This window comes from Micromonospora sp. WMMD710, assembly GCF_029626045.1.
Lineage (GTDB): Bacteria > Actinomycetota > Actinomycetes > Mycobacteriales > Micromonosporaceae > Micromonospora.
Window position 1 is genome coordinate 1,481,060 of the sequence record NZ_JARUBD010000001.1, and the last position, 24,141, is coordinate 1,505,200.

General features: G+C 71.4%; 22 protein-coding genes. 16 read left to right on the plus strand and 6 right to left on the minus strand.

Translation table 11 applies throughout. The features are described from left to right. Positions 1-11 precede the first annotated feature (11 nt). The 4 genes from O7620_RS06680 (at position 12) to O7620_RS06695 (ending at position 4,826) form a co-directional block, all read left to right on the plus strand. Entirely contained in the window at positions 12-1,790 is a 1,779-nt protein-coding gene (locus O7620_RS06680) for an N-acetylglutaminylglutamine amidotransferase (protein WP_278122323.1), read from the plus strand. Further along, positions 1,791-3,638 carry a prolyl oligopeptidase family serine peptidase gene (locus tag O7620_RS06685; RefSeq protein ID WP_278122324.1) on the plus strand — a complete coding sequence of 616 codons (1,848 nt, stop codon included), beginning with the start codon at positions 1,791-1,793 and terminating at the stop codon, positions 3,636-3,638. 17 nt (positions 3,639-3,655) lie between these two features. Next, positions 3,656-4,198 carry a hypothetical protein gene (locus tag O7620_RS06690; RefSeq protein WP_225854480.1) on the plus strand — a complete coding sequence of 181 codons (543 nt, stop codon included), beginning with the start codon at positions 3,656-3,658 and terminating at the stop codon, positions 4,196-4,198. Positions 4,199-4,271: 73 nt separating this feature from the next. Continuing rightward, the gene (locus O7620_RS06695; RefSeq protein ID WP_278122325.1) at positions 4,272-4,826 is read left to right on the plus strand and encodes a dihydrofolate reductase family protein; all 555 of its coding nucleotides are present in this window, start codon (positions 4,272-4,274) and stop codon (positions 4,824-4,826) included. A 7-nt stretch (positions 4,827-4,833) separates the two neighbouring features. Here the strand turns inward: O7620_RS06695 and O7620_RS06700 are convergent, their stop codons facing one another. Continuing rightward, positions 4,834-7,875 carry a BTAD domain-containing putative transcriptional regulator gene (locus O7620_RS06700; RefSeq protein ID WP_278122326.1) on the minus strand — a complete coding sequence of 1,014 codons (3,042 nt, stop codon included), beginning with the start codon at positions 7,873-7,875 and terminating at the stop codon, positions 4,834-4,836. A 59-nt stretch (positions 7,876-7,934) separates the two neighbouring features. On the opposite strand from O7620_RS06700, the gene O7620_RS06705 reads away from it, so the two are divergent. From O7620_RS06705 to O7620_RS06730, 6 genes are all read left to right on the plus strand, one after another. Further along, complete coding sequence (locus O7620_RS06705; RefSeq protein WP_278122327.1) at positions 7,935-8,690, plus strand: alpha/beta hydrolase; 756 nt, start codon at positions 7,935-7,937, stop codon at positions 8,688-8,690. Positions 8,691-8,914: 224 nt separating this feature from the next. Next, positions 8,915-9,187, plus strand: coding sequence for a GlsB/YeaQ/YmgE family stress response membrane protein (locus tag O7620_RS06710; protein ID WP_151492723.1), 273 nt, complete (start codon positions 8,915-8,917; stop codon positions 9,185-9,187). Positions 9,188-9,289: 102 nt separating this feature from the next. Beyond that, positions 9,290-9,745, plus strand: a complete 456-nt coding sequence (locus O7620_RS06715; RefSeq protein ID WP_278122328.1) for an inositol monophosphatase family protein — start codon at positions 9,290-9,292, stop codon at positions 9,743-9,745. Between the two features lie 164 nt (positions 9,746-9,909). After that, a complete protein-coding gene (locus O7620_RS06720) occupies positions 9,910-11,763 on the plus strand; it encodes an adenylyl cyclase (protein ID WP_278122329.1) in 1,854 nt (617 codons plus the stop codon). A 369-nt stretch (positions 11,764-12,132) separates the two neighbouring features. After that, positions 12,133-12,279, plus strand: a complete 147-nt coding sequence (locus O7620_RS06725) for a hypothetical protein (RefSeq protein WP_278122330.1) — start codon at positions 12,133-12,135, stop codon at positions 12,277-12,279. Next, entirely contained in the window at positions 12,279-13,523 is a 1,245-nt protein-coding gene (locus O7620_RS06730; RefSeq protein ID WP_278122331.1) for a putative sulfate exporter family transporter, read from the plus strand. The genes O7620_RS06725 and O7620_RS06730 overlap by 1 nt, the downstream gene beginning before the upstream one ends. A 102-nt stretch (positions 13,524-13,625) precedes the next feature. On the opposite strand, the gene O7620_RS06735 is transcribed toward O7620_RS06730, so the two are convergent. After that, on the minus strand, positions 13,626-14,456 hold the full coding sequence (locus O7620_RS06735; protein ID WP_278122332.1) for a hypothetical protein: 831 nt from the start codon (positions 14,454-14,456) through the stop codon (positions 13,626-13,628). A gap of 374 nt (positions 14,457-14,830) precedes the next feature. Here O7620_RS06735 and O7620_RS06740 point away from each other — a divergent pair, with 374 nt between their 5' ends. The 5 genes from O7620_RS06740 (at position 14,831) to O7620_RS06760 (ending at position 20,313) form a co-directional block, all read left to right on the plus strand. Beyond that, positions 14,831-17,209 (plus strand): discoidin domain-containing protein, encoded by a 2,379-nt coding sequence (locus O7620_RS06740; protein ID WP_278122333.1) that lies wholly within the window; start codon positions 14,831-14,833, stop codon positions 17,207-17,209. A 424-nt stretch (positions 17,210-17,633) separates the two neighbouring features. After that, positions 17,634-18,776: a helix-turn-helix domain-containing protein gene (locus tag O7620_RS06745; RefSeq protein ID WP_278122334.1), complete on the plus strand. Its 1,143-nt coding sequence runs from the start codon at positions 17,634-17,636 to the stop codon at positions 18,774-18,776. 113 nt (positions 18,777-18,889) lie between these two features. After that, positions 18,890-19,051 carry a hypothetical protein gene (locus O7620_RS06750; RefSeq protein WP_192580483.1) on the plus strand — a complete coding sequence of 54 codons (162 nt, stop codon included), beginning with the start codon at positions 18,890-18,892 and terminating at the stop codon, positions 19,049-19,051. Further along, a complete protein-coding gene (locus O7620_RS06755) occupies positions 19,038-19,718 on the plus strand; it encodes a helix-turn-helix domain-containing protein (RefSeq protein WP_278122335.1) in 681 nt (226 codons plus the stop codon). Before O7620_RS06750 ends, O7620_RS06755 begins: the two co-directional genes overlap by 14 nt. 115 nt (positions 19,719-19,833) lie before the next feature. After that, complete coding sequence (locus O7620_RS06760; RefSeq protein WP_278122336.1) at positions 19,834-20,313, plus strand: hypothetical protein; 480 nt, start codon at positions 19,834-19,836, stop codon at positions 20,311-20,313. Here O7620_RS06760 and O7620_RS06765 read toward each other — a convergent pair. From O7620_RS06765 to O7620_RS06775, 3 genes are all read right to left on the minus strand, one after another. Then, positions 20,303-21,175 (minus strand): metallophosphoesterase, encoded by an 873-nt coding sequence (locus O7620_RS06765; protein ID WP_278126886.1) that lies wholly within the window; start codon positions 21,173-21,175, stop codon positions 20,303-20,305. The two genes, O7620_RS06760 and O7620_RS06765, sit on opposite strands and share 11 nt — an antisense overlap. Positions 21,176-21,243: 68 nt before the next feature. Next, positions 21,244-21,513: a hypothetical protein gene (locus tag O7620_RS06770; protein ID WP_278122337.1), complete on the minus strand. Its 270-nt coding sequence runs from the start codon at positions 21,511-21,513 to the stop codon at positions 21,244-21,246. Between the two features lie 17 nt (positions 21,514-21,530). Next, a complete protein-coding gene (locus O7620_RS06775; protein WP_278122338.1) occupies positions 21,531-21,851 on the minus strand; it encodes a hypothetical protein in 321 nt (106 codons plus the stop codon). 178 nt (positions 21,852-22,029) lie between these two features. On the opposite strand from O7620_RS06775, the gene O7620_RS06780 reads away from it, so the two are divergent. Continuing rightward, complete coding sequence (locus O7620_RS06780; protein WP_278122339.1) at positions 22,030-22,881, plus strand: alpha/beta hydrolase; 852 nt, start codon at positions 22,030-22,032, stop codon at positions 22,879-22,881. A gap of 89 nt (positions 22,882-22,970) precedes the next feature. Here O7620_RS06780 and O7620_RS06785 read toward each other — a convergent pair whose 3' ends face one another. Next, positions 22,971-23,987, minus strand: a complete 1,017-nt coding sequence (locus O7620_RS06785; protein WP_278122340.1) for a methyltransferase — start codon at positions 23,985-23,987, stop codon at positions 22,971-22,973. Between the last annotated feature and the right edge of the window lie 154 nt (positions 23,988-24,141).

The window sequence follows — 24,141 nt, forward strand, 5'->3', positions numbered from 1 at the left end:
AGGTGCGTGCCATGTGCGGTATCGGAGGCGAGTTCCGCCTCGACGGGGCGCCACCGGACATGGCGGCCGTCGAGCGGATGTTGCCCGCCCTGGCCTCCCGCGGCCCGGACGGCGAGGGGCGGTGGCAACACGGCCCGGCGGCGCTGGTGCACCGCCGGCTGCGCATCATCGACCTGTCCGACGCGGGCGCCCAGCCGATGGTCGACCCCGAGCTGGGTCTCGCCCTGGTCTTCAACGGCTGCATCTACAACTACCGCGAGCTGCGCGACGAGCTGACCGCCGCCGGCTACTCCTTCCGGTCCACCTCGGACACCGAGGTGATCCTCAAGGCGTACCACCGGTGGGGGACGGCCTGCGTCGAGCGGTTCTACGGGATGTTCGCCTTCGCGCTCGTCGAGCTGGCAACGAACACGCTGGTGCTGGCCCGCGACCGGCTCGGCATCAAACCGCTCTACCTCGCCGAGGGGCCGGGCCGGATCCGCTTCGCCTCGACCCTGCCGGCGCTGCTCGCCGCCGGTGACGTCGACACCGACCTCGATCCGGTGGCGCTGCACCACTACATGAGCTTCCACTCGGTGGTGCCGCCGCCGCGCACCATCCTCGCCGGGGTCCGCAAACTCCCGCCCGCCACCGTGCGGGTGGTCACCGCCGACGGCCGGAGCACCGACACCGTGTACTGGCGGCCGGAGTTCACCCGCGCCGCCGCCGAGCCGATGTCCGCCGGCGAGTGGCAGGAACGGATCATGACGGCGCTGCGCACCGCCGTACGCCGGCGCATGGTCGCCGACGTACCGGTCGGTGTGCTGCTCTCCGGCGGCATCGACTCCAGCCTGATCGTCGCCCTGCTGGCCGAGCAGGGCCAGACCGGTCTGGCCACCTTCAGCATCGGGTTCGAGGCGGCGGCGGGGGAGAGCGGCGACGAGTTCCACTACTCCGACCTGGTGGCCCGCCAGTTCGGCACCGACCACCAGCAGATCCGCATCGGTGCGGCCCGGTTCGTGCCCGCCGTGCACGAGGCCATCGCGGCGATGAGCGAACCGATGGTCAGCCACGACTGCGTCGCCTTCCACCTGCTCTCCGAGGAGGTATCGCAGCGGATCACGGTGGTGCAGTCCGGGCAGGGCGCCGACGAGATCTTCGCCGGCTACGACTGGTACCCGCCGATGGCGAACGTCGCACGCGAGGACGCCGTCGAGGCGTACGCCCGGGTGTTCTTCGACCGTCGCCACGACGCGCTCGCCGGGCACCTGGCGCCGGAGTGGATGCTCGATCATGACGCCAGCCTGGAGTTCGTCGCGGCGCACTTCGGCGCACCCGGCGCGGACACCGCCCTCGACGCGGCGTTGCGCCAGGACAGCCTGGTGATGCTGGTCGACGACCCGGTCAAGCGGGTCGACAACATGACGATGGCCTGGGGGCTGGAGGCCCGCGTGCCGTTCCTCGACCACGAGGTCGTCGAGCTGGCGGCCGCCTGTCCGCCGGCGCTGAAGCTGGCCCACGGCGGCAAGGGCGTGCTGAAGGCCGCGAGCCGCGGCATCGTGCCCGACGAGGTGATCGACCGGCCGAAGGGCTACTTCCCGGTGCCCGCCATCCGGCACCTCTCCGGGCCGCTGCTCGACGACGTCCGCGACGCGTTGACGGCCCAGCCGGCCCGTGAGCGGGGCCTGTTCCGCAAGGACTACCTGGAGGAGTTGCTGGACGCGCCGAATGCCCGGCGGACCACGTTGGGCTCCAACGCGCTCTGGCAGCTTGGGCTGCTGGAGCTCTGGTTGCAGCGGATCGGGGTTTAGATGACCGTACGGACCGAGGTGCCGCGTACCACCCGTCGGGCCCGACCCGCCGGCCGCCGGACGGCACCGTCACCGCTGCCTGCCGGCGAGGACTTCGCGCCCGCCCCCTCCCCGGACGCCCGCCGGGTGGCGTTCCTCTCCGACCGGGCCGGGACGCCCGGCGTCTGGGTCCACGAGGTCGGCGCGGGCGCGGCCGTCGCGCTGCCCACCGGCACCGAACCGGTGCTGCGGGTGAGCTGGTCCCCGGACGGGCAGTGGCTGGCCTGCGTCATCGCACCGGGCGGCGCGCCCCGCACCGAGCTGTGGGTGCTGCGTCCGGACGGCACCGGGCGTCGTCAGGTCGCCGGGTTCGGTCGCCGCAGCGCGACGATGTCCGGCTGGCTGCCCGGCGGCGCGGTCCTGGCGGTCACCGAGACCGGCGAGCGGGGCACGGCCGTCCTGATCGACGCGGGCACCGGGCACCGGCGGGTGCTCGCCGAGGGTGACCTGCTCACCCTGCTCGACGTCACCCCGGACGCCGGCACCGCCCTGCTGCGCCGCGGCCCGCGCAACGCCCGCTGGCTGGAACTGCTCGACGTGGCCACCGGGGATCGGCGTCGGCTGCTGCCGGACACCGGTCGGGGCAGCACCGACCAGGGTTGGTTCGGCCCCGACGCGACGAGCGTGCTGGCCCGCACCGACGCGTTCTCCGAACTGGCCGCGCTGGTGCGGGTGGACCTGACCCGACCGGAGCGGACGCCGGCCCGGCTCGCCGGGCGGCCGGACGCCGAGCTGGAGCACGCCGCCGCGAGCGCCGACGGGCGCCGCGCCGCGCTGCTGTGGAACACCTACGGCGGCCGCAGCGAGGTGAGCCTGCTCGACCTGGCCAGCGGTGTGCAGCGGGCCGTCGCCGCCCCGGGCGAGGTGCTCGACGACGCGGTCTTCGCCGCTGGCGGTGACCTGCTCTGCCTCACCGCGCAGGGTCCGGTGCAGCCCCGCGAGGTGTGGCTGGTCGACCCGACGAGCGGGGCGCTACGCCCGCTGCGACCGGACACCGGCGACGCGCGTACGGGCGGCGGCGGTGTCGCGCCGCAACTCGTCGACCTGCGCGCCCGCGACGGGTTGCCGCTGTCCGGGTGGCTCTACCGCCCGGCCGGGCCGGGTCCCTGGCCGACCGCGATCAGCCTGCACGGCGGTCCGGAGGCGCAGGAACGACCGTCCTACAATCCGCTGTTCCAGGCTCTCGTCGCGCAGGGCGTCGCGGTGTTCGCGCCGAACGTGCGGGGCTCGTCGGGCTTCGGTCGGTCCTTCGTGGCCGCCGACAACCTCGCCGGCCGGTACGGGGCCATCGCCGACGTGGCGGCGTGCGCCGACCACCTGGTCGACAGCGGCGTCGCCCGCCCCGGCCAGCTCGGTTGCCTCGGCCGCTCCTACGGCGGCTACCTGGTCCTTTCGGTGCTGGTGAACTTCCCCGGGTTGTTCGCCGCCGGGGTGGCCGAGTGCGGCATCTCCGACTTCCACACCTTCTTCGCCGGCACCGAGCCGTGGATCGCCGCCGCCGCCGTCAGCAAGTACGGCGACCCGGTGCGCGACGCCGAACTGCTGCGCGACCTGTCACCGATGACCCACCTCGACCGACTCGACGTGCCGGTGCTGCTCATCCACGGCGCCAACGACACCAACGTTCCGGCGGGCGAGTCGGCGCAGGTGGCGCAGGCACTCGCCGCCCGCGACGCCCCGTACGGGCACCTGGTGCTGGCCGGCGAGGGGCACGACTTCCTGGGCCGCGACAACGCCGAGGCAGCGCGTACGGCCACCACCGCCTGGCTCACCCGGCACCTCGCCGCGACCACGACCGCCGTCGGCTGAGGCGTTATCCTGCGCCGGTGGACGTCATGGCGCAGGGCGAGCGGTTGGCCGCCGACCTGGGCGATCGGCTCGCCGAGCTGACCTTCGTCGACCTGGACACCGACGAGGTCACCGCGCGGGTCATCGACGAGGTGGCGCGGTGGGCGCAGGCGCAGGGCTGGCGGGTCTACCGGCGCGCACCCAGCGTCGTGCCGTTGCCGCCGCCCATGGAGCAGCGGCACTCGGTCCTCGACGTGGCGTGCGCCCGCCCGGACGGGCCGCCGGTGGTGGTGGAGGTCGACCACACCGACCGGGCCCGTACCGTGCAGAAGTTGACCGCGGAGGCGGACGCCGGCCGGATACCGATCTGGGTGCGGTGGGGCGTCGGGCGTTTCACCGCCCCGCCGCCGCCGGTGCGGATGGTGACCGTCGAGGTGACCCGGCGCGCCGGTCCGGCGGGGCGCGGGCGGCTGCACAGCCGCACCAGCGAGCGCCCCGCGCCGGAGCACTCGGCCGCCGGCGGCACCGTCGCCACGCCGGCACTGCCGATCCCGCTGACCGAGCCGCGTAAGGGCACCTGAAGCGAATCGTAAGCGGGCGCCGGCAGAGTTCTGGGTGTCACCGGAGAACACGACCGACACCCAGGAGATTCCGATGCGCAAGCTCATCAACTCGACCTACATCACCCTCGACGGCGTCATCGAGAACCCGATGTGGACCGCGCCGTACTTCGACGAGGAGGCCATGAGCCTCGCCGGCGAGCAGACCGACGAGGCGGACGCGATGCTGATGGGCCGGGCCACCTACGACGGCATGTCCGTCGCCTGGCCGCAGCAGGACGAGAGCGACTCGACCACCGGCGCGGCGTACTTCAACAACGTCAAGAAGTACGTCGCCTCGACCACCCTCACCAACCCCACCTGGAACAACACGGAGGTGCTCCAGGGCGACCTGGTCGAGGCGGTCACCGCGCTCAAGGCCCAGGAGGGCCGGAACATCATCCAGTACGGCTTCGGCTCGGTCACCGCCCAGCTGATCACCGCGGGCCTGGTGGACGAGGTCCGGTTCTGGATCCACCCCGTGCTGGAGGGCGCGGCGAGCCTGACGATGCCGCTGACCGACTTCAAGGCGTCGTTCGACCTGGTCGACACCCGGGTGCACAAGAGTGGCGTGATCGTCGCCTCGTACCGGCCGAAGACGGCCGCCTGAGCACGGTTCAGAGCTGGGCCCGGGCCTCGCCCGGGCCCAGCTTCGTGCCCTCGGCGACCAGCGCCTCGAAGCGGTCCCGCCCGAGCGTCGCCCGTACGCGTTCGGTCACCCGATCGGTCTCGTCGCGTTCGGCCGGGGAGGCCGGGGCGTCAAGGGTCAGCCGTGCGGCGGCCGCCGCACCGAGCAGCCGGGCGGCGGCCTCCGGCGAGCGCACCGCCGACGCCATCCCCTCCAGGGCGCCGATCCCGTCCCGGGGGGAGGCCATCGCCTCGGCGGCCTCGTACGCCTCGACGTGCAGGGCGAGCGCGGCGTCCGGGTCGCCGCCCTGCTCGACGGCGTACCCCAGCTCCACCAGGATCATCGGCAGGTAGAGCGCGGGCTGCGTCTCGCCGCGCCCCCGCTCGGCGAGGCGGGTGAGGTGGGTGACGGCCAGGTCGAGCTTGCCGTCGTGGCGGGCGGCGAACCCGAGGCCCATCTCGGCGAAGACCAGCGCGCCCGGCGCGTCCTGCTCCACCGCCAGCCGGTACGCGCGCTCGGCCAACTCCCGCCCCTGCGGATAGTCGCGGGTCTGCACCGCCAGCCAGGCCAGCCAGGACAACTCGGTGCACACCTGCGGCCACAGCGCCAGTTCCTCGGCCCAGCGCAGCCCTTCGCGGTGCAGGGCGACCGCGCGCTCGTGCTCGCCGCGCATCTCGGCCAGCCCACCCACCCACTCAGTCGCCTGGAGCCGGCCCCACCGGTCACCGATGTCGGCGAACAGCGCGGCACTGCGCGTCGAGGCGTACTCCAGGGTGGTCTGGTCCCCGGCGGCGTGCGCGAGCATGGCCCGGGAGGCGAGCACCGCCGCCTCGGTCCAGACGTCGGCGGGAGCGCTGGGCAGCAGCTCCGCGGCCAGGGCCAGCTCGCTGTGCCCGATCACCGCGTTCGCCGCGAACCAGGCGCCTCGTCCGTCCGGGTCGGGGGCCAGCGCGGCGCGGACCTCGGCGGGCACGACCGGGTCGCCGCGCAGCAGCGCGAAGCCGACCCGCCACGGCGCCGCCCGGGACTCCTGCGTCCCGTCGCCGGGCATCGCGAGGGCCCGGCGGGCCTCGGTGAGCCGGCCGCGCAGGTACCAGTACCAGCTCAGCGCGACGGCCAGGCGCAGCCCGCCGCCGTGGACCAGCGCGGAGCGCAGGTTCGCCGTCTCCGCGTCCAGCAGCGCCAGCCATCGCTGCTGCTCGGGGCCGCGCAGCTCGGGATCGGCGCGCTCGGCCAGCTCGGTGTAGTACGCGGCGTGCCGCGCCCGGACCTCGTCGGCGTCGCCCAGGCGGTCGAGGCAGAACGCGGCGACCGATTCCAGCAGCCGGTAGCGCGACCCCTCGCCGGTGTCGTCCAGCACCACAAGCGACCGGTCCACCAGCCGGGCGAGGGCGTCCAGGTCGGTCCCGCAGACCCGTTCGGCGGCCTCCGGCGTGGCGCCATCGCTGAACACCGCCAGCCGGGCGAGCACCATCCGGTCGGCCTCGTCCAACAGGTCCCAACTCCAGCCGATCACCGCGGTGAGCGTCCGTTGTCGCGTCGGCACGTCCCGCTGCGATGTGCTGAGCAGCCGGAACCGGTCGTCGAGCCGGTCCACCACGCCCCGCAGACCCAGCGCGCGGACCCGCGTCGCGGCCAGCTCCAACGCCAGCGGCAGGCCGTCGAGGCGGCGGCACAGCTGCGCCACCGCGGGCGCGGTCCGCCCGTCGAGGCGAAAACCGCGCTGCTGCGCGGCGGCGCGCGCGGCGAACAACCGCGCCGCCGCCGAGCGCCGGACCGTGTCCAGGTCACCGCCGTCCGGCACGGTCAGCGGGGGTACCTCCCAGAGCAGCTCGCCGGTCAGGCCGAGCGGTTCCCGGCTGGTGGCCAGCACGCTCACCTCGGGCGCGTCGCGCAGCAGCCGGGCGACCAGCGCGGCCACCGGCTCGATGACGTGTTCGCAGTTGTCCAGCACCAGCAGCAGGTGTCGGTGCCGCAGCGCAGCGACGAGACGGTCCGCCGCCGACAGACTCGTGCCGGCGGCCTCGCGGGCATCCAGCGCACCGAGCACCTGCTCACCGACGCGGGGATCACCGGCCGGCAGCGGCGCCAGCTCGACGAGCTGGATGCCGTCCGGGAAGGACTGCGTACGGGCCGCCTCGGTGGCCAGCCGCGTCTTGCCCACACCGCCCGGCCCGACGAGCGTGACCAGCCGCTGCCGGGGCAGCAGGGCCCGCAGCTCGGTCAGCGCCTCGGCCCGCCCGACCAGCTCGTCGAGCTGGGCCGGCAGACTGTTGCGGATGAGCGCGGCCTTCGGCGGCGCGCTCAGGCCGGCGTCCTGTTCGAGGATCCTGCGGTGCAGGGCGACCAGCTCCGGACCGGGGTCGAGCCCCATCTCCTCGGCGAGCCGGTCACGCAGGTCGGCGTAGCTGTCCAGTGCCTCGGACTGGCGGCCGGCCGCGTACAGCGCGCGCAACTGCACCGCCCGCAGGCCCTCCCGCAGCGGGTGCCGGGCGACCAGCTCGGCCAGGTCGGCGGCGACCAGGTCGTGTTCACCCCGGGACACCCGCGCCTCGGCCAGCCGCTCGTGCACGGCGAGACGCTGCTCGGCCAGTCGGGTCGCCTCGGCGCGGACGAACTCGGCGTCCGCCACGTCGGCGTACGCCTCACCACGCCACAGCGCGAGGGCGTCGGTCAACCGGTCGACGTCGGTGCTGCGGGTCAGCTCGGCGAACCGGTCCGCGTCGACGGCGTCGGCCCGCAGCAGGTAGCCGGGCGGCCGGGACTCGACCAGCTCGCGGGCACCCGGCTCGGCGTCGTTGAGCGCCTTGCGCAACTGGGACACCCGCACCTGCAAGGCGCCGGCCGGGTTGGCGGGGGAGTCGTCACCCCACAGGTCGTCGATGAGGCGGTCGGCCGACACCACCTGGTTGCGGTTGGTCAGCAGGTCGGCCAGCAGCGCGCGAACCTTGGTGCCGGGCACCACCACCGGCTCGCCGGCGTCCGTGGTCACGGCGAGCGGCCCGAGCACCCCGAACTGCACGGCGGACATCCTATCGCCGGTAAGGCGACCTGAAGAGGACCGTAAGCGCGTCGGCGCAGCGTGGGGGCATGGACATCTATCACGAAGCGCACGGCAATGCTGAGGGTCGCCCGCTGGTGCTGATCCACGGCGCGCTCTCCGGCATCGGCACCTCGTTCGGCACGATCCTGCCGTTCCTGGCGAAGACCCGGCGGGTGATCGCCGTCGAGTTGCAGGCCCACGGCCACACCCCCGACGTAGACCGTCCACTGACCGTGGAGCACTTCGCCGCCGACGTCGTCGAGCTGCTCGACCGGCTCGGCGTCGCGCGCGCGGACGTGTACGGCTGGAGCATGGGCGCGGCGGTCGCGCTGCGCCTCGGCACCCACCACGCCGACCGGGTGGGTCGCCTCGTGCTCGCCTCGGTGAGTTTCGACGACGACGGCCTGCACCCCGGACTGCTCGACGGGATCCAGGATCTGCAACCGGAGCACCTGCACGGCTCCGAGTTCCACGAGGAGTACCTGCGGACCGCGCCGGACCCGGCGGGCTGGGCCAACCTGGTCACGAAGATGAAGGTGCTGGACGCGAACCTGCCGCGCTGGACACCCGAGCAGATCCGCGCTCTGGCCGCGCCCACCATGATCGTGCTGGCCGACGCGGACATCATCCAGCCCGAGCACGCGGTACGGATGTTCCGGCTGCTCGGCGGCGCGGTGCCCGGCGACCTGACCGGTCTGCCGTCCTGCCGGTTGGCCGTCCTGCCCGGCACCACGCACACGTCGGTCCCGCAGCGCGCCGACTGGCTGGCCCCAATGATCGACGAGTTCCTAACCGACCTGTAGCGCCCACCCCACCCCGCCCCGCCCTCACACCGCGTCGATCATGGACTTGTGGTGGCCGTTTTGGCAACGAAAGGCCGTTTCGTACACCACCACAACTCCATGATCGACGAAGCGGGGAGGGATTCGGGTGCACGCCTTGCGTGCCGGGTTCGGAGGGTGTTTCGCGGATGGTTGCTTGGGGCAATCAACGGGTTGACGACATCCCCTCCTGAAGGACGGCTTTCGTGGAAATTACCGGCTTCTTCGCCGCCATCATCATCGGACTGGTCGTCGGCGTGCTGGGCCGGCTGGTCGTGCCGGGCAAGCAGAACATCCCGATCTGGCTGACACTGGCCATCGGTGTGGTCGCGGCGATCCTCGGCACGCTCGTCGCCAGCGCCGTCGGCGTCGACGACACCAGCGGGATCGACTGGATCGAGCTGATCCTGCAGGTTGCCTTCGCCGCCGTCGGCGTGGCGATCGTCGCCGGCACCTACGGCCGCCGTTCGGTGCGCTGACCCCGCCACACCATCGCCGAGGCCTGCACTCCGGAGGAGGGCGGGCCTCGGCGCAACGTCGGGCCACAGTGGACCGGTCGGTGACGCGGCTACCGTGCACTGATGGATGCGCCCCGGCTCGACGACAGTCTGTTGGAGTTCGCGATCGGCCTGTCCGAACGCGCGGGCAGCCTGGCCGCCGAGCGGTTCTTCGCGGCGGACTTCGCGCCCGCGATCAAGGCGGACGGGACCGAGGTGACCGAGGCTGACCTCGCCGTCGAGGCGCTGATCCGCGGTGAGCTGACAGACCGGTTCCCCGCCGACGGGATATACGGAGAGGAGGCCGGCGCCACGGCTGGCACGTCGGGCAGGCGCTGGGTCATCGACCCGATTGACGGCACCAGGTATTTCGCCTACCGCATCCCCATCTTCGGTACGAACCTCGCCCTCGAAGACCAGCACGGCGTGGCTCTCGCCGTGATCAACCAGCCGGTGGCCCGGCAGATCATCTACGCGGGCCGTGGCCGGGGTTGCCGGGTCCGTACGGACGGCACCGTTGTGGCGCCGGTGCCGGACTGAGCCGAAGTTCGCCGTCCGTGGTCATGGCGCGCGACCGGCTCAGCGGGTAGAAACATGTCAACCCCTTCGGCGCGACCCACCTTCGGCCGCAGGGATCAGAGAGCGCTCTCACCGCCCCAGCTGTGCCGGGAGTACGCCGCCGGCCAGCGGAGAGGACGAACCGCATGACAACCCCGTCCCGTCGTATCCTCATCCTCGCCCTTCTGGTGACCACCGCCGTCACGACGACCAGCACGGCGGCCACCGCCGGCCGCCCCACGTACGGCGCACCCGACTTCGGCCCGAACGTGACGATCTTCGACCCGACGATGCCGGTCGGCGAGATCCAGCAGACCCTCGACGCCGCGCACGCCCGGCAGGTCGACAACGAGATGGGCACCGAGCGGCACGCCTACCTGTTCAAGCCGGGCTCCTACGGCACGGCCGAGCAGCCGTTGCAGGCCAAGGTGGGCTACTACACCGAGGTCTCCGGTCTGGGTGCCTCGCCCACCGACGTCACCGTCACCGGCAAGCTCGAGGTCTACAACCGGTGCCTGGCCGACGGCGGCACCGGCAACTGCCTCGCGCTGGTCAACTTCTGGCGCACGCTGTCCAACCTCTCGCTCACCATCAACGCCGCCGGCCAGGACGGCTGCCGGTCGTCGGCGAACTTCTGGGCGGTGTCCCAGGCGGTGTCGATGCGCCGGCTGGACATCAACGGCGGTGGGCTGTCGCTGATGGACTACTGCACCGCCGGCCCGCAGTACGCCAGCGGCGGGTTCATCGCCGACTCCCGGCTGCCGGCCACCACCAACGGCTCGCAGCAGCAGTGGCTGACCCGCAACAGCGAGGTCGCCGGCTGGTCCAACGCGGTGTGGAACCAGGTCTTCGCCGGCGTCGAGGGCGCACCGGACGACGCGACGTTCCCCGACCCGCCGTACACCACCCTGGAGGCGACCCCGGTCAGCCGGGAGAAGCCGTACCTCTTCGTCGACGACAAGGGCCGCTACAACGTGCGGGTGCCCGCCGCCCAGCGCGACAGCCGGGGCGTCTCCTGGGCCGACGGCATCACCCCGGGGCGGACCATTCCGATCGGTGACTTCTTCATCGCCAAGCCCTCCGATCCGGTGCGCGTCATCAACAGCCAACTGGCGCGCGGCAAGCACCTGCTGCTCACTCCCGGCACGTACGACATCGCCCGCAGCATCGAGGTGCGCCGGCCCGACACCGTCGTGCTCGGCATCGGGCACGCGACGCTCACCGCGGTCGACGGCGCCATCCCGCTGGACGTTGCCGGTGTCCCCGGTGTGATCGTCGCCGGCGTCACGATCGACGCGGGCCTCGTCGAATCGCCGGTGCTGCTGCGGGTGGGGCGCCAGCACGGCCGCGACGCGAGCAGCCCCACCAACCCGACCACGCTGTCCGACGTGTACTTCCGGGTCGGCGGCCCGCACATCGGCCGGACGAACACCGCCCTGGAGGTCAACAGCGACAACGTGCTCATCGACCACACCTGGGTGTGGCGCGGTGACCACGGCGTGGAGGGCTTCACCGAGGGCGTCAACGGTGACACCGACCGCTGGCGCACCAACACCGGTCGCTACGGCGCCGTCATCAACGGCGACCACGTGACCGCCACCGGCCTGTTCGTCGAGCACTTCCAGCGGTACAACACGGTCTGGAACGGCGAGCACGGCACCACCATCCTCTACCAGAACGAGCTGCCGTACGACCCGCCGACGCAGGCCGACTGGATGAACGGCCCGGTCGAGGGCTGGGCCGGGTACAAGGTCGGTGACCGGGTGCGCCACCACACCCTGTACGGCGGTGGGGTCTACGTCTTCAACCAGAACAACCCGTCGATCCACACCGAGAACGGCTTCGAGGTCCCGAACCGACCGGGTGTGCGGCTGCACCACATCATGACCGTCAACCTCAGCGCCGGCACGATCGACCACGTGGTCAACGGCGTCGGCGAGGCGGCCGACATGACCAAGGTGGGCGTACCGGTCTACCTCGCGCAGTACCCGACGCCGTAACGGGCGGGCGTACCGGGCGGGGGTCGGAGCCGGCATGGCTCCGGCCCCCGCCGACCGTTGTCGGGGTGGCTGGAGAAAGCGCGTCCATGGCCTTGAATTCCTATCGTCCTGATAGGAAAATCGGGGAATGCCGGTCGGTCCGTTCCTCACCTCCCGTCGGGTCGTGGACCTGATGCGGGTCGCCTCCGAGCTCTGTCCGGGCTCGGCGACGACCGACTGAGCGCCGTCGCCACCCGCATCCCCATCCGGCGTCGCCGGCTCGCGGCGCCGACCCGTGGCCCATCCGGTCACCACCCGCGCGCGCCCGCGTCCCACGCTCCGCAACCGGTCCGGCACGGCCGGACCGGTCCATCCCCCTGGAGGTACGCCATGAGCACCGACCCGTCACCGCCCACCCCGGAGACCGCCGGCGAGTCCCGCCTCGCGTTCAACGAGGACTGGTTGGCGACCATTCTCGGCCTCGCCCTGCTCGCCCTGGTCCTGCTCGGTGCCATCCCCGCCGGGCTGGTGCCCTGATGACCACGGACGCGACCCGAGCCGACGACCCGACCCGAGCCACGGATTCGACCCGAGCCGACGGCCGGACCCGTACCGCCGACACGCCCGTCGATGCCGCCGGCCCGACGCCGGAGAGCGGGCCGCCGACGACCGTCGACCCGGCCGGTCCCACCAGGACGGCACGCCACGGCGCGTTCTGGGCCTGGACCGCCCTGGGCCTGCTGGTCGTGCTCGGTCTCGCGGCGCTCACCCGCTACCTGGAGCAGAACGTCCCGACGTGGGCCGAGGGCACCGCCGTGGAGGACATCGGGGCCGCCATCGAGTACCCGGTCTACGCGATCCTGCTCGGCCTGCTCGGCAACGCCGCCGTCACGCTGCTCGGGTGGCGCGACCGGATCGCCGCCGCCTTCCGGACCGAGTTCTTCATCAAGACCGGCCTGGTGCTGCTCGGGGCGTCGATCAACCTGGCCGTCATCGCCAGCGCCGCCGGCCCGGCCATCGCCCAGGCGATCCTGCTGATCAGCGGGGTCTTCCTGTTCACCTGGTGGCTGGCCGGCAGGTTCGGGCTCGACGACAAGCTGCGGGCGTTGCTCGCCTCGGCGGTGTCGATCTGCGGTGTCAGCGCGGCGATCGCCGCCGCGGGGGCCGTCCGGGCGCGCCGGGAGCAGTTGGCGTACACGGCGAGTCTGGTCATCGTCTTCGCGTTGCCGTCCATCTTCATCCTGCCCTGGCTGGCCGACGTGTTCGGGCTCTCCGACGCGGTGGCCGGCGCCTGGATCGGCGGCAACATCGACACCACGGCCGCGGTCACCGCCGCCGGGGCGCTCGCCGGCGAGGAGGCGCTCCAGATCGCCAGCATCGTCAAGGTCACCCAGAACGCGTTGATGGGCGTGGTGGCGGTGGCGCTCACCGCGTACTTCACCCTGCGGGTGGAGCGGCGGCCCGGCGCCGCCCGACCGGGTCTCGGCGAGCTGTGGACGCGGTTTCCCAAGTTCGTCCTGGGCTTCATCGCCGCCTCGGTGATCGCCACCTGGTACCTCGACGCGGCGGGCGCGGACGGCAAGGCCACCATCGCCATCGTCAACGACCTGCGCGTCTGGTTCCTCATCCTGGCCTTCGTCAGCATCGGCCTGGAGGTCCGGGTGGCATCGCTGCGGGAGGCCGGCTGGCGGCCCGTGGCGGTCTTCGCCAGCGCCACCGTGTTCAACCTGGCGCTGGCACTCGGCCTGGCGTCCCTGCTGTTCCGCAACTTCTCGGCCTGACCGGCGGACGCCGGTACGTGCTTCAGCAATGTGCCGCACCGTGTGGAGAGGGCCCCGATCGAGGCCGGGCCCTCTCCACACACGTTCAGCCCAGGGTGCGCGTCACGCGTCGATCGTGGCGCGGGACCGGCGGGACATCAGCCGTGCCGTTGTGCCGGCGATGACCATGACGAGGCCGGTGCCGAGGAACCACCAGAGGTTGGCGGCGCTGTCGCCGGTGACGGGCAGGGTTGGGCTGGCCGTGGGTGCCGGCGGGGGCTGAGTGGGGTCACCGGTCGGGGGCGCCGTCGGTTGGGTCGGTGACGGTGTGGGCTGCGTCGGCGTGGCGGTCGGCGTCGGCGAGGACTGCAGAGGACGCTCGCAGCGGGCCTCGGCCAGGATGACGGAGCCGACGGGAATGTCCAGCAGCGGTCCACCCACGATGGTGCCGGTGAGCCTGATGGTGGCCTGCACAGCGATGGCCGTGGCGCCATCGGCGGTGGTTGTCTCCACGTTGGTGAGCGTGACGTTCAGGCTGGCGCCCGTCAGGCCGGGGACCGTGACGGCGGCGCTGGCCGTGACGCCGGGGGTGTTCGGTAGTAGCTCGACCGGCTCGCCGAACAGTTCCAGCCCGACGAAGGTGGTGTCGGCGGTCTGGGCGCCGACCTGGGGGCAGTTGACCGCCGCCGTGATCACGTCGGCGTCGATCACCGATGTGCCGAGGATGCCCAGCGCGAGGTCGGCGATTTCGGCATTGGCTGAGGAGGCCGTGTCGCCACGAGTGGCGCTGACCTCCACAACGGTGCCGGAGGCGGTGACCCCCAGAGCACCGGGGATGGTGATCGCCAGGGCGGTGTCGCTGTCCGTACCACCGCCCGCCGGGGCCGTCGCGGTGCCAATGACGGCTCCGGCGGTGATCACCGGAACGCCGAGTACCGACGCGGACAGGTCCACCACGACTCCCCGAGCGCTGGCGTCACCGGGTGCCGCAGCAGCCGGGCCTCCTCCGGATAGGAGCATCACTCCCGCGGTCGCCACCGCGACCGCTCCAGTAGCTGCAAGTCGCTGGGAAAATCTCACGTTGTCGCCTCTGCTCAGTCAGCCCCTTCTCGACCGTCGAGAAGGCAACGCCGAGGCTATGTCCGTTTAGTTTCGGATGGGATGGTATCGCCGAAAAAAGCAAGGGCTCGAGCGGTGCTCGCGATTCACAAGCCCACCTTTTCGAAATCTTGACTAAAAATTCCATTGATCAGTATGACTCTTGCGGGGCGGCGACCACTGCTGCCACGATGGCCGTCAATGCCTTCCGTCCCGAAGGAGTGGTCCCCATGGCGGTCTCCCGCCGCACATTCGTCACGTCGGTGCTGGCGTCCTCCGCCCTCGCCGCCGCCTCCACCACCAGACTCCTCGCCAGCCCCGCGCACGCCGCCAGTCCTCCCGGGGACGTGGTCGGCAAGGTGACGGTCGGCTACCAGGGCTGGTTCAGCGCCCCCGGCGACTCCGCGCCGATCGGCGGCTGGTGGCACTGGAGCCGCGACCGTTTCCAGCCGCCCTCGCCCGCCAACACCACCATCGTGTCCTGGCCGGACATGCGGGAGTACACGCGCAGCTATCCCACCGCGTACCCCAACCTCGGCAACGGCTCGCCGGCCACCCTCTTCTCGTCCTACGACCAGCAGACGGTGGACACCCACTTCCGGTGGATGCAGGAGTACGGCTGCGACACCGCCGCGCTGCAACGGTTCAACCCGATGGGCGACGAGGGACCGACCCGCGACGCCATGACGCAGAAGGTCCGCTCGGCCGCCGAACGCTACGGCCGCAAGTTCTACATCATGTACGACGTCACCGACTGGCTGTCCATGCAGTCGGAGATCAAGACCGACTGGACGACGAAGATGTCCGCGCACACCGCGTCGAGCGCGTACGCCCGGCAGAACGGCAAGCCGGTCGTCTGCATCTGGGGCTTCGGCTTCAGCGAACCCAGCCGGCCCTTCACCCCCGGGCCCTGCCTGGAGGTCGTCAACTGGTTCAAGGCGCAGGGCTGCTACGTCATCGGTGGCGTGCCCACCTGGTGGCGCCAGGGCATCGAGGACTCCAGGCCCGGCTTCCTCGACGTCTACCACGCGTTCCACGCGATCTCGCCGTGGATGGTCTACCGGGCCAGAACCGTCGAGGAGCTGGACTCGTACTACAACAACGTCAACATCGGCGACATGGCCGACTGCGCCGCGCGCGGCATCGACTACCTGCCCTGCGTGATGCCCGGTGACCTCGCCGGTGGGCACCGCAAGCACGGCGACTTCTACTGGCGGCACATCTACAACATGGTCCGGCTCGGCTCGCAGGGCCTCTACGTGTCCATGTTCGACGAGTACAACGAGGGCAACCAGATCGCCAAGACGTCCGAGACCCAGGCCACCACCCCGGCCGGTGCGAACATCCGGGCGCTGGACGAGGACGGCGTGGCCTGCTCCGCCGACTACTACCTGCGGATCACCGGCGACGGCGGCCGGATGCTCAAGGGGCAGCTCGCCCTCACCCCCGTCCGCCCCACACCGCCGATGGTCGGGACCCCGCCCCCGACCGGTGGCAACCTCGCTGCCGGACGGGCCGCCTCGGCGAGCAGTCAGAACGGCCCGTTCCCGGCGTCGAACGCGGTCGACTCCGATGCCAACAGCTACTGGGAGAGCGGCGGCGGCGCGTTCCCGCACTGGTGGCAGGTCGACCTCGGCGCCAGCCACCCGGTCAACCGGCTCGTGCTGCGACTGCCGTCCGGCTGGGGCGCGCGTACCCAGACCATCACCGTGCAGGGCAGCGTCGACGGCAGTTCCTTCTCCACCATCGCCGGGGCCTCCGCGTTCACCTTCGACCCGGCGACCGGCAACACCGTCACCCGCGCGCTGACGACCACCACGGCCCGCCACATCCGGCTGAGCATCGCCGGCAACACCGGCTGGCCGGCGGGCCAGCTCGCCCAGGTCGAGGTGTACGCCGCCGGCGGCACCACGGACAACCCGCCGACCGCGCCGAGCGGCCTCACGGCGACCGGCCGTACGGCGAGCAGCGTGTCCCTGGCCTGGACGGCGTCCACCGACGACAACGGCGTGACCGGCTACCAGGTACGCCAGGGCGGCACTGTGGTCGCCACCGCCACCGGCACCACGGCGACCGTGAGTGGGCTCAGCGCGTCCACCTCGTACACCTTCACCGTCACCGCACGCGACGCCGCGGGCAACACCTCGGCGGCCTCGAACGCGGTCACCGTCACCACCGACGCCCCGGCCAACAGCGACCTCGCCCGGGGGCGATCCACCAGCGAGAGCAGCCACGTCCAGAGCTACGGGTCGGGCAACGTCGTGGACGGCGACGCGAACAGCTACTGGGAGAGCGCCAACAACGCGTTCCCCCAGTGGGTCCAGGTCGACCTGGGCGCGACCCGCACGGTCGGGCGGGTGGTGCTGAAGCTGCCGCCGTCGTCGGCCTGGGCCACCCGGACGCAGACCATCGCCGTGCAGGGCAGCACCGACGGAGGCAGCTTCGGCACGCTGGTCGGTTCGGCGGGGCGGACGTTCGACCCGTCGACGGGCAACCAGGTGGCGCTGACCTTCAGCGCCGCGCAGACCCGCTACGTGCGGATCACCGTGACGGGTAACACCGGCTGGCCGGCCGGTCAGGTGTCGACCCTGGAGGTGTACGGCAGCTGACCGCTTGTGGGGGCGGCCGCCGGACGCCGACCGGCGGCCGCCCATCCCACCGCGCTCTCAGCTGGTGGGCGGCAGGCAGGCAACGGCTGGCCCGATGTCCTCAACATTACTGGCGGAAGCTACTGGCCCAGCAGCTCATTGACCGCCCGGTGGGTGCGTTCCTCGTTGGCCGATACGGGCCCGCCGGGTCACCTGCTTCAATTCCACCCGGCCCGCCGCGCCCGAGCAGCACGAGTAGCCCTCATCTGAAGCTCGTTCGCTGGCGTCATCGAAGTGACCTGGACGGAGGTCCCGCGCGGGCGAGCGGCCTGTCGCTGCGAGCGATGTGCTAGGTCGGACCACAAGGCCGGGAGTACCGTCGATGGTTGCAGGACTGGCGGCTGCCGCTATTGCCGCCGTCAAGCCGTGAGGTAGGAGTGCTGCCATGCCCCCACGCGCGACCACACTCGTTGACCCACGTTTTCCGACTGAGCTGCGGCGACTCCGGGAAGCACGGGGACTGTCGCTGCGGCAACTTGCCGCCGCTGTCAACCACGGCAAGAGCCTTATTCATCAACTGGAGGCTGGGCAGACGAAGCCGACGGTCGACGTGACGGTTCGGCTCGACGACGCGTTGCACGCAAACGGCGTGTTGGCGGCGCTGGTCGTCGAAGCGCCGCAGGGTGGCGATCGTCTGGCCTATGTGCGGGCGCATCAAGGGCGGGCCGATCGCGCCACAGCAGATGCGCTCGCCGGTCTCCTCGCGGGCTACCGTCGGTTGGAGGATGCCATCGGATCAGGGCCGATCATGCGGCCGGTACGGGATCACCTCGGTACCGTGACCAGCCTGCTGAGGGACGCTCCCGACGACGTGCGCCCTCGGATGGTCGATCTGGCCGGGCAGTGGGCACAGTTCGCGGGCTGGCTCAGTATCGCGCGGGGCGAGGAGCGTGCCGCCACGGTGTGGAACGCGAGGGCGTTGCAGTGGGCCAGCGAGGCCGGCAACGCGGATCTGGTCGCCACCGTCGTGTCGTTTCAGGGGTATCAGGCCGAGTGCCGACGTGATCTCCCGACCATGATTCGGCTTTCGCGGGAGTCGAGAAGGGATCACACGGTGACTGCCGCTCTGCGGGCGTATTGCGCAGGGCAAGAGGCGAGGGGTCTTGCCATGGCCGGTGCGGAGTCAACTGCGGTGCTCGGGTGTCTTTCGGAGGCGTCGGACCTGTCGGCGCAGGCTGCGGAGGAACCGTTGTCTCCGTGGGGCTACTGGTACACGCCGTCGTTCTTCGCCATCCAGCAGGGCAGTGTGTTGCGGCATCTCGGTGCAACGGACAGCCGTGCCAACGACCGAGCGCTGGGATTGCTGATGGCCGGCGTCGCCGGCGTCAACGAGGAGGCCAACGGCGCGGAGTGGCACGGTCACAACCTGATCCACCTGGCCGTTGCCCAGGCGCAGGCTGGAGACACCGCGGCGGCTCGCGAGACGCTGGCGATGGCAGACGCAATCGCCATAGCCACCGCATCCCAAGACCTCGCTCACAAAGTCATCGAAGCCGTCCATCTGCTTGGGCTGTCCGCTACGCCGTAACGGACGCGCTTCGCCTGGTCAGCCACCCATTGTCGCGCCGACGATGACCGTGGGTGACGGCGATAAGAGCTGTTCGGAGACCTACGTCGCGCCCACTGCCTGACGGAGGTGGCATGCGCGGCGATGGGACGGCGAGCAAGGGTGAGCAGGCCGAGGCGGCCGAGCGGGAGGCTGCCAAGCAGCGCCTCCTGGCGCAAGCCGAGGCGGAGCGCGTACCGGTGGAGGACACGACCCGCGCGGTCCCGGACCGGCGGTGGCGGCGTGACCAGCGATGACCTTCCGATCGGCCGCCGCGTGGCGAGCTGGCGGGTGCGGCGGTCGATGACGCAGCAGCAGCTCGCCGACCGGCTGCGCAGGTCGAAGAGCTGGGTGGACAAGGTCGAGCGGGGTGTGCGTGCCCTGGACCGGTACTCGGTGATCCAGGATCTGGCCGAGGTGCTGCGGATCGACCCGGAGGTGCTGCTCGGCCAGCAGTCGCAGAAGACGCCGGTCGGTGCTCTCGACGGGATGGACGACATCCGGGCCGCTCTCGCCCGCTACGACACCCCGGAAGTCACGCAGCAGACGGCGGAAGAGGTGAGACGGCAGGTCGGATACGCCTGGCTGACCTACCAGCATGCGCACTACGCGCAGTTGGTGCGGGTGTTGCCGAGTCTGCTCGATGTCGTGCAGGGCGTAAGGGCACTGGAGTTGCGGGTGCAGACATACCGGCTCGCCTCCGCGTTGCTGGTCAAACTCGGTGAGGCCGACCTCGGGTGGCTGAGCGCCGATCGAGCGATGGCAGTGGCGGGTGACGATCCGCCTCTCGCGGCGACAGCGGCTATCTCCGTCGGCCAGGCGCTGCGCGCGTCGGGCCGCGACTGCCTCGCCCTGGCCGCGACGCTCGCCGCCGCGAACCGCATCCTCCCGGCCGACCGACGTGGCCCCATTCCGGGTCGGTGATCATGAGGTTGACGGGCCGTGGAGAGATCAAATGACCCGTCAACCTCATGATCACCAAGGCGCGGGTGCGGGTGGGGGTGGGAGGGCTTGGGGGTTGGGGGCGGGGGAGTGGGCCGTGGGCGGGACGTTGCTGGTGCAGGCTGCGCTGGCTGCCGCCGGATGTGGCGAGCATCGTCGCGCCGAGGAGTTGGCCGACCGGGCTGCGGGCATCGCCACCGGCTTGCGGGGGTACGACGATGAGTACCGCACCAGCTTCGGGTCGGTCGCCGTCGAGCTGACGCGGGTGCTGTTGGCAGCGCAGCGGGGTGACGCGAGCGAGGCGGTGCGACGGCATGTAAGCGTCGTTCGGCGGGAGGCGTGGCGACGGCTGCCGGCCGAGTATCGGGGCGCGTACCTGGTGGACGTCGCGCGGGCGTACCTGCACGTGGGGGACCTGCGCGGCGCGGCTCGCGCCCTGGTCGACGCGGACAGCGTCGCGCCCGCCGAGGTCCGGTGGCGGCCGTTGGCGCGTACTCTCATCGCCGATGTAGCCCGCGCGAACCCGGCGCCGGCCGGCGTGGCGCGACTGGCGACGCTGGTTGGCCTCACCCGCTGACGGACGCGCCCCGGCGCAGGTCGTCTGCCGGGTTGATGGTGCGCACCGGGTCCGGGACCGAGCCGCGCCGTCGCCACTCGCGCGGGTAGCCCAGCGAGACCTCCTCGAACCGCACCCCGTCGTAGAACGTGGTGCGCGGGATGTGCAGGTGCCCGTAGACCACGGTCGACGCACCGAAACGCAGGTGCCAGTCGCGGGTGCGTACGGTGCCGCACCACTGGGCGAACTGCGGATACCACAGCACGTCGGTGGGCTCCCGCACCAGCGGGTAGTGGTTGACCAGCACGGTCGGCAGGGCCGGATCACGCTCGGCCAACCGACGCTCGGTCTCGGCGATCCGGGCGTCGCACCACGCCTCGCGGCTCGGGTACGGGTCGGGGTGCAGCAGCGCCTCGTCCGTGCACACCACTCCGGCCGCGTACGCCAGGTCCAGCGACTCCTGCTTCGTGCTCGCCTCGGGCATCCGGAACGTGTAGTCGTACAGCACGAACAGCGGGACGATGGTGGCCGGCCCGCCGTCGCCGTCCCACACCGGGTACGGATCCTCCGGGGTGACCACCCCCAGCCGCCGGCACATCCCCACCAGCTCCCGGTAGCGCGCCTCGCCGCGCAGCTCCACCGGGTCGCCCGGCGGCGTCCACAGCTCGTGGTTGCCCGGCGCCCAGACGACCTTCGCGAACCGGCTGCTCAACAGCCCGAGCGCCCATTCGATGTCGGCGTACCGATCGGCCACGTCGCCGGCCACGAGCAGCCAGTCGCCGTCGTGCTCCGGACGCAGTTCCTGAAGGAACGCGCGGTTCTCCGGATGACTGATGTGCAGGTCGCTGACGGCCCGCAGCCGGGGCGGAAGACTCACGCTCAGAGGTTAGGCCGTCGTCGCCCGGTAGGGACACCCTCTGTCCTGCCGTATCGCCGCGCCAACGGGCGTCGTCAGCAGAACCACCCGTCCTGCACCCAGCCGCGCCGGTTGATGTACCCGTAGGCGAAACCGTAGACGTAGCCGCCGCTGCGCGGACCCTCGACGAGGAACGTCTGACCCTGGTAAAGGGTGCCCATCCAGGCGCCGTTGGGCTGGGTGCGGACGAACAGGTCGCTCGCGCACACCGTCTCCCGCTCGCCGAGCGTGCCGTTGGCCGCCTGCGCCGGGGTCGGCAGGGCGAGCGTCGCGGCGAGGACTCCGGCCAGTAGGCCGGTGGTCACCCGGGTGCTCCGCCGGCTCACCATGAGTCGTACCCGCCGATGCACTCGGCGCGGAGGTAACCCCAGTCGTTCGGGCCGAAGTCGAAGGACGCCGCCCACCCGTTGTAGACCGGGTGCGCGCCCGGCGTGTGGCCGATCTTGTTGCCGTATTCGAGGGTGCGTTTCAGGCCGGTGGGGCCGCCGGCTGAGTCGTAGTTGGCGTAGAAGCTGGCGCTCTGGCAGACCACGATGGCGTGCCGTGGCACCACCGGGTCGGCCTGGGCCGGCGTGGCGCCCAGGGCGGCGGTGGCCGCTCCGGTGGCCAACACAGCGATCCCGGTGCGGATTGGACGGGGCATGCCCACCTCCGAGGTGCCGAAACTTTCCTACCGCCAACCCTACCGACGAGGTCGATAAATGTCGATGGTACTGGCGTGGCTGGCCTGGGACCGGGCGACGTCGGCAGCCCGCATATCCGGCAACCCGACGGGAAAGCGCGTGGCGTTCGACAGCCCGAAACCGGAGCAGGAGACAAACATGCCTTTCATCACCGTGGGGACGGAAAACTCCGCGCCCATCGACCTGTACTACGAGGATCACGGATCCGGCAAGCCGGTGGTGCTGATCCACGGCTTCCCGTTCAACGGGGCGACCTGGGAAAAGGTGACCAACCAGCTGCTCAACGCCGGATACCGGACGATCACCTACGATCGGCGTGGGTACGGCAACTCCGCCCAGCCGACGTTCGGGTACGACTACAACACGTTCGCCGCGGATCTCGACGTGCTGATGACCGAACTGGACCTGCGCGACGCGACCCTGGTCGGTCACTCGATGGGCACCGGCGAGGTCATCCGCTACCTGGGCAACTACGGATCGCAGCGGGTCAGTCGGGCGGTGCTGCTCAGTCCGTTGCAACCGATGCTGGCCAAGGCCCCGGACAACCCGGAGGGCGTGGACACGAGCCTCTTCAAGGGCTTCCAGCAGGCCATCATCAAGGACCGCTTCGCCTACGTGACCCAGTTCTGCGACGCGTTCTTCAACTACAGCGAGAACAAGGGCAAGCTGGTCAGCGAGGAGGCGTACCGGGCGCACTGGCAGATTGGTGCGATGGCCTCCGCGAAGGGCACCCACGACAGCGTGGACGCCTGGCAGGAGGACTTCCGCCCCGACCTGCCGAAGGTCGATGTGCCGCTGCTGATCGTGCAGGGTGACAAGGACAACGTGCTGCCCTACCCGGTGACCGGCCAGCGGCTCGGGCCGATGATGCCCACCGGCCAGCTGATCACGCTCAAGGGCGCTCCGCACGGCATCCCGTGGACGCACGCCGACGACGTCAACAAGGCGATCATGGACTTCATGAAGCAGCCGGCGAAGGCTCGCGCCTGACCCGTACCGGTAGCCGATCGGACGCCAGCGCCGTGCGGCGCTGCGACACCCGGCCCACGGTTCGCACCGGGGCCGGGTGTCGCCGGCTGTCAGGCCCGGCGGGCCACCACCGCGCCGTTGGCCCCGGGCGCGTCGAACGGCACGGTACGCACGTCCACGAAACCGGCGTCGCTGAGCCAGGCCGCGTACTCGGCGCCCGAGTAGTTCCGCCCTCCCTCGGTTTCGACGAGCATGTTCATGCCCATCAGCGCCGCCTCCGGCGGCCCGGTGCGCTCGTCGTTGAGCAGCAGCTCGCAGACGACGATCGCCCCGCCCGGTGGCAGCGCCGCGTGGCAACGGGCCAACAGCGCCCGGTTCGTCGGCTCGTCCCAGTCGTGCAGGATCATGCTGAGCAGGATGACGTCGTGCCCGTCCGGTAGTGCCGGGTCGACGAGGAAGTCACCGGCTACCGCGTCGACCCGACCGGACAGCCCGGCCTCCGCGATCCGCTCCCGAGCGCGGACGCAGACGTGCGGCAGGTCCAGGACGGTCGCCCGCAGTTCGGGCAGCCGCCGACAGAACTCGATCGGGAACGCGCCGGCCCCGCCGCCGACGTCGAGCAGCCGGCGGTGCGCCGAGAAGTCGTACGCGTCGGCCAGCGCGCTGGCGGTGAAGCTGGACGTGGAGAACATCGCGTCCCAGAACTGCGCCAACATCTCCGGGTCGGCGGTGTCGAACATCGACTGTTGGGATTCCGGGTCCCAGGTCAGCGGCCGATCCGTGCGCAGGGCCTCGCCGATGCGGTGCCAGGGCAGGTAGGTGCGCAGATCCGAGTAGCGCACCTGCGCACCGAAGTAGTACGGGCGACCCTCGACCAGGAACTGCTCGGCCAACTCGGAGTTGCGGTAGCCGTCGCCGGCCTTCTCCAACAGGCCGAGCGAGGCACTGGCGGCCATCAACAGGTCCGCGGGCCGGTCGGGCAGCCCGAATTCGGCGGCGACCTCCTCGACGGTGATCGTCCGTCCGCCGGCCAACCTGGTGAACAGGCCGAGTTCGACGCCGACGGCGAGAGTCTTGAACCCCCACACACCGGCGACCAGGCGCATGAGAGGAGTCGGAGTGATCATGCCGACATGGAAGCACAGACCTGGACCGTCCACAGAGGCGTGTCCCATCTGCCAGCGGACGGTCGCTCACCATGGTGACCCCGTCGGGTGATTGCGTGACAGTGCGCAGCGCTGCGGCCATCAGAGCGTCGAGGTCTTCGATGCCACCGCATTC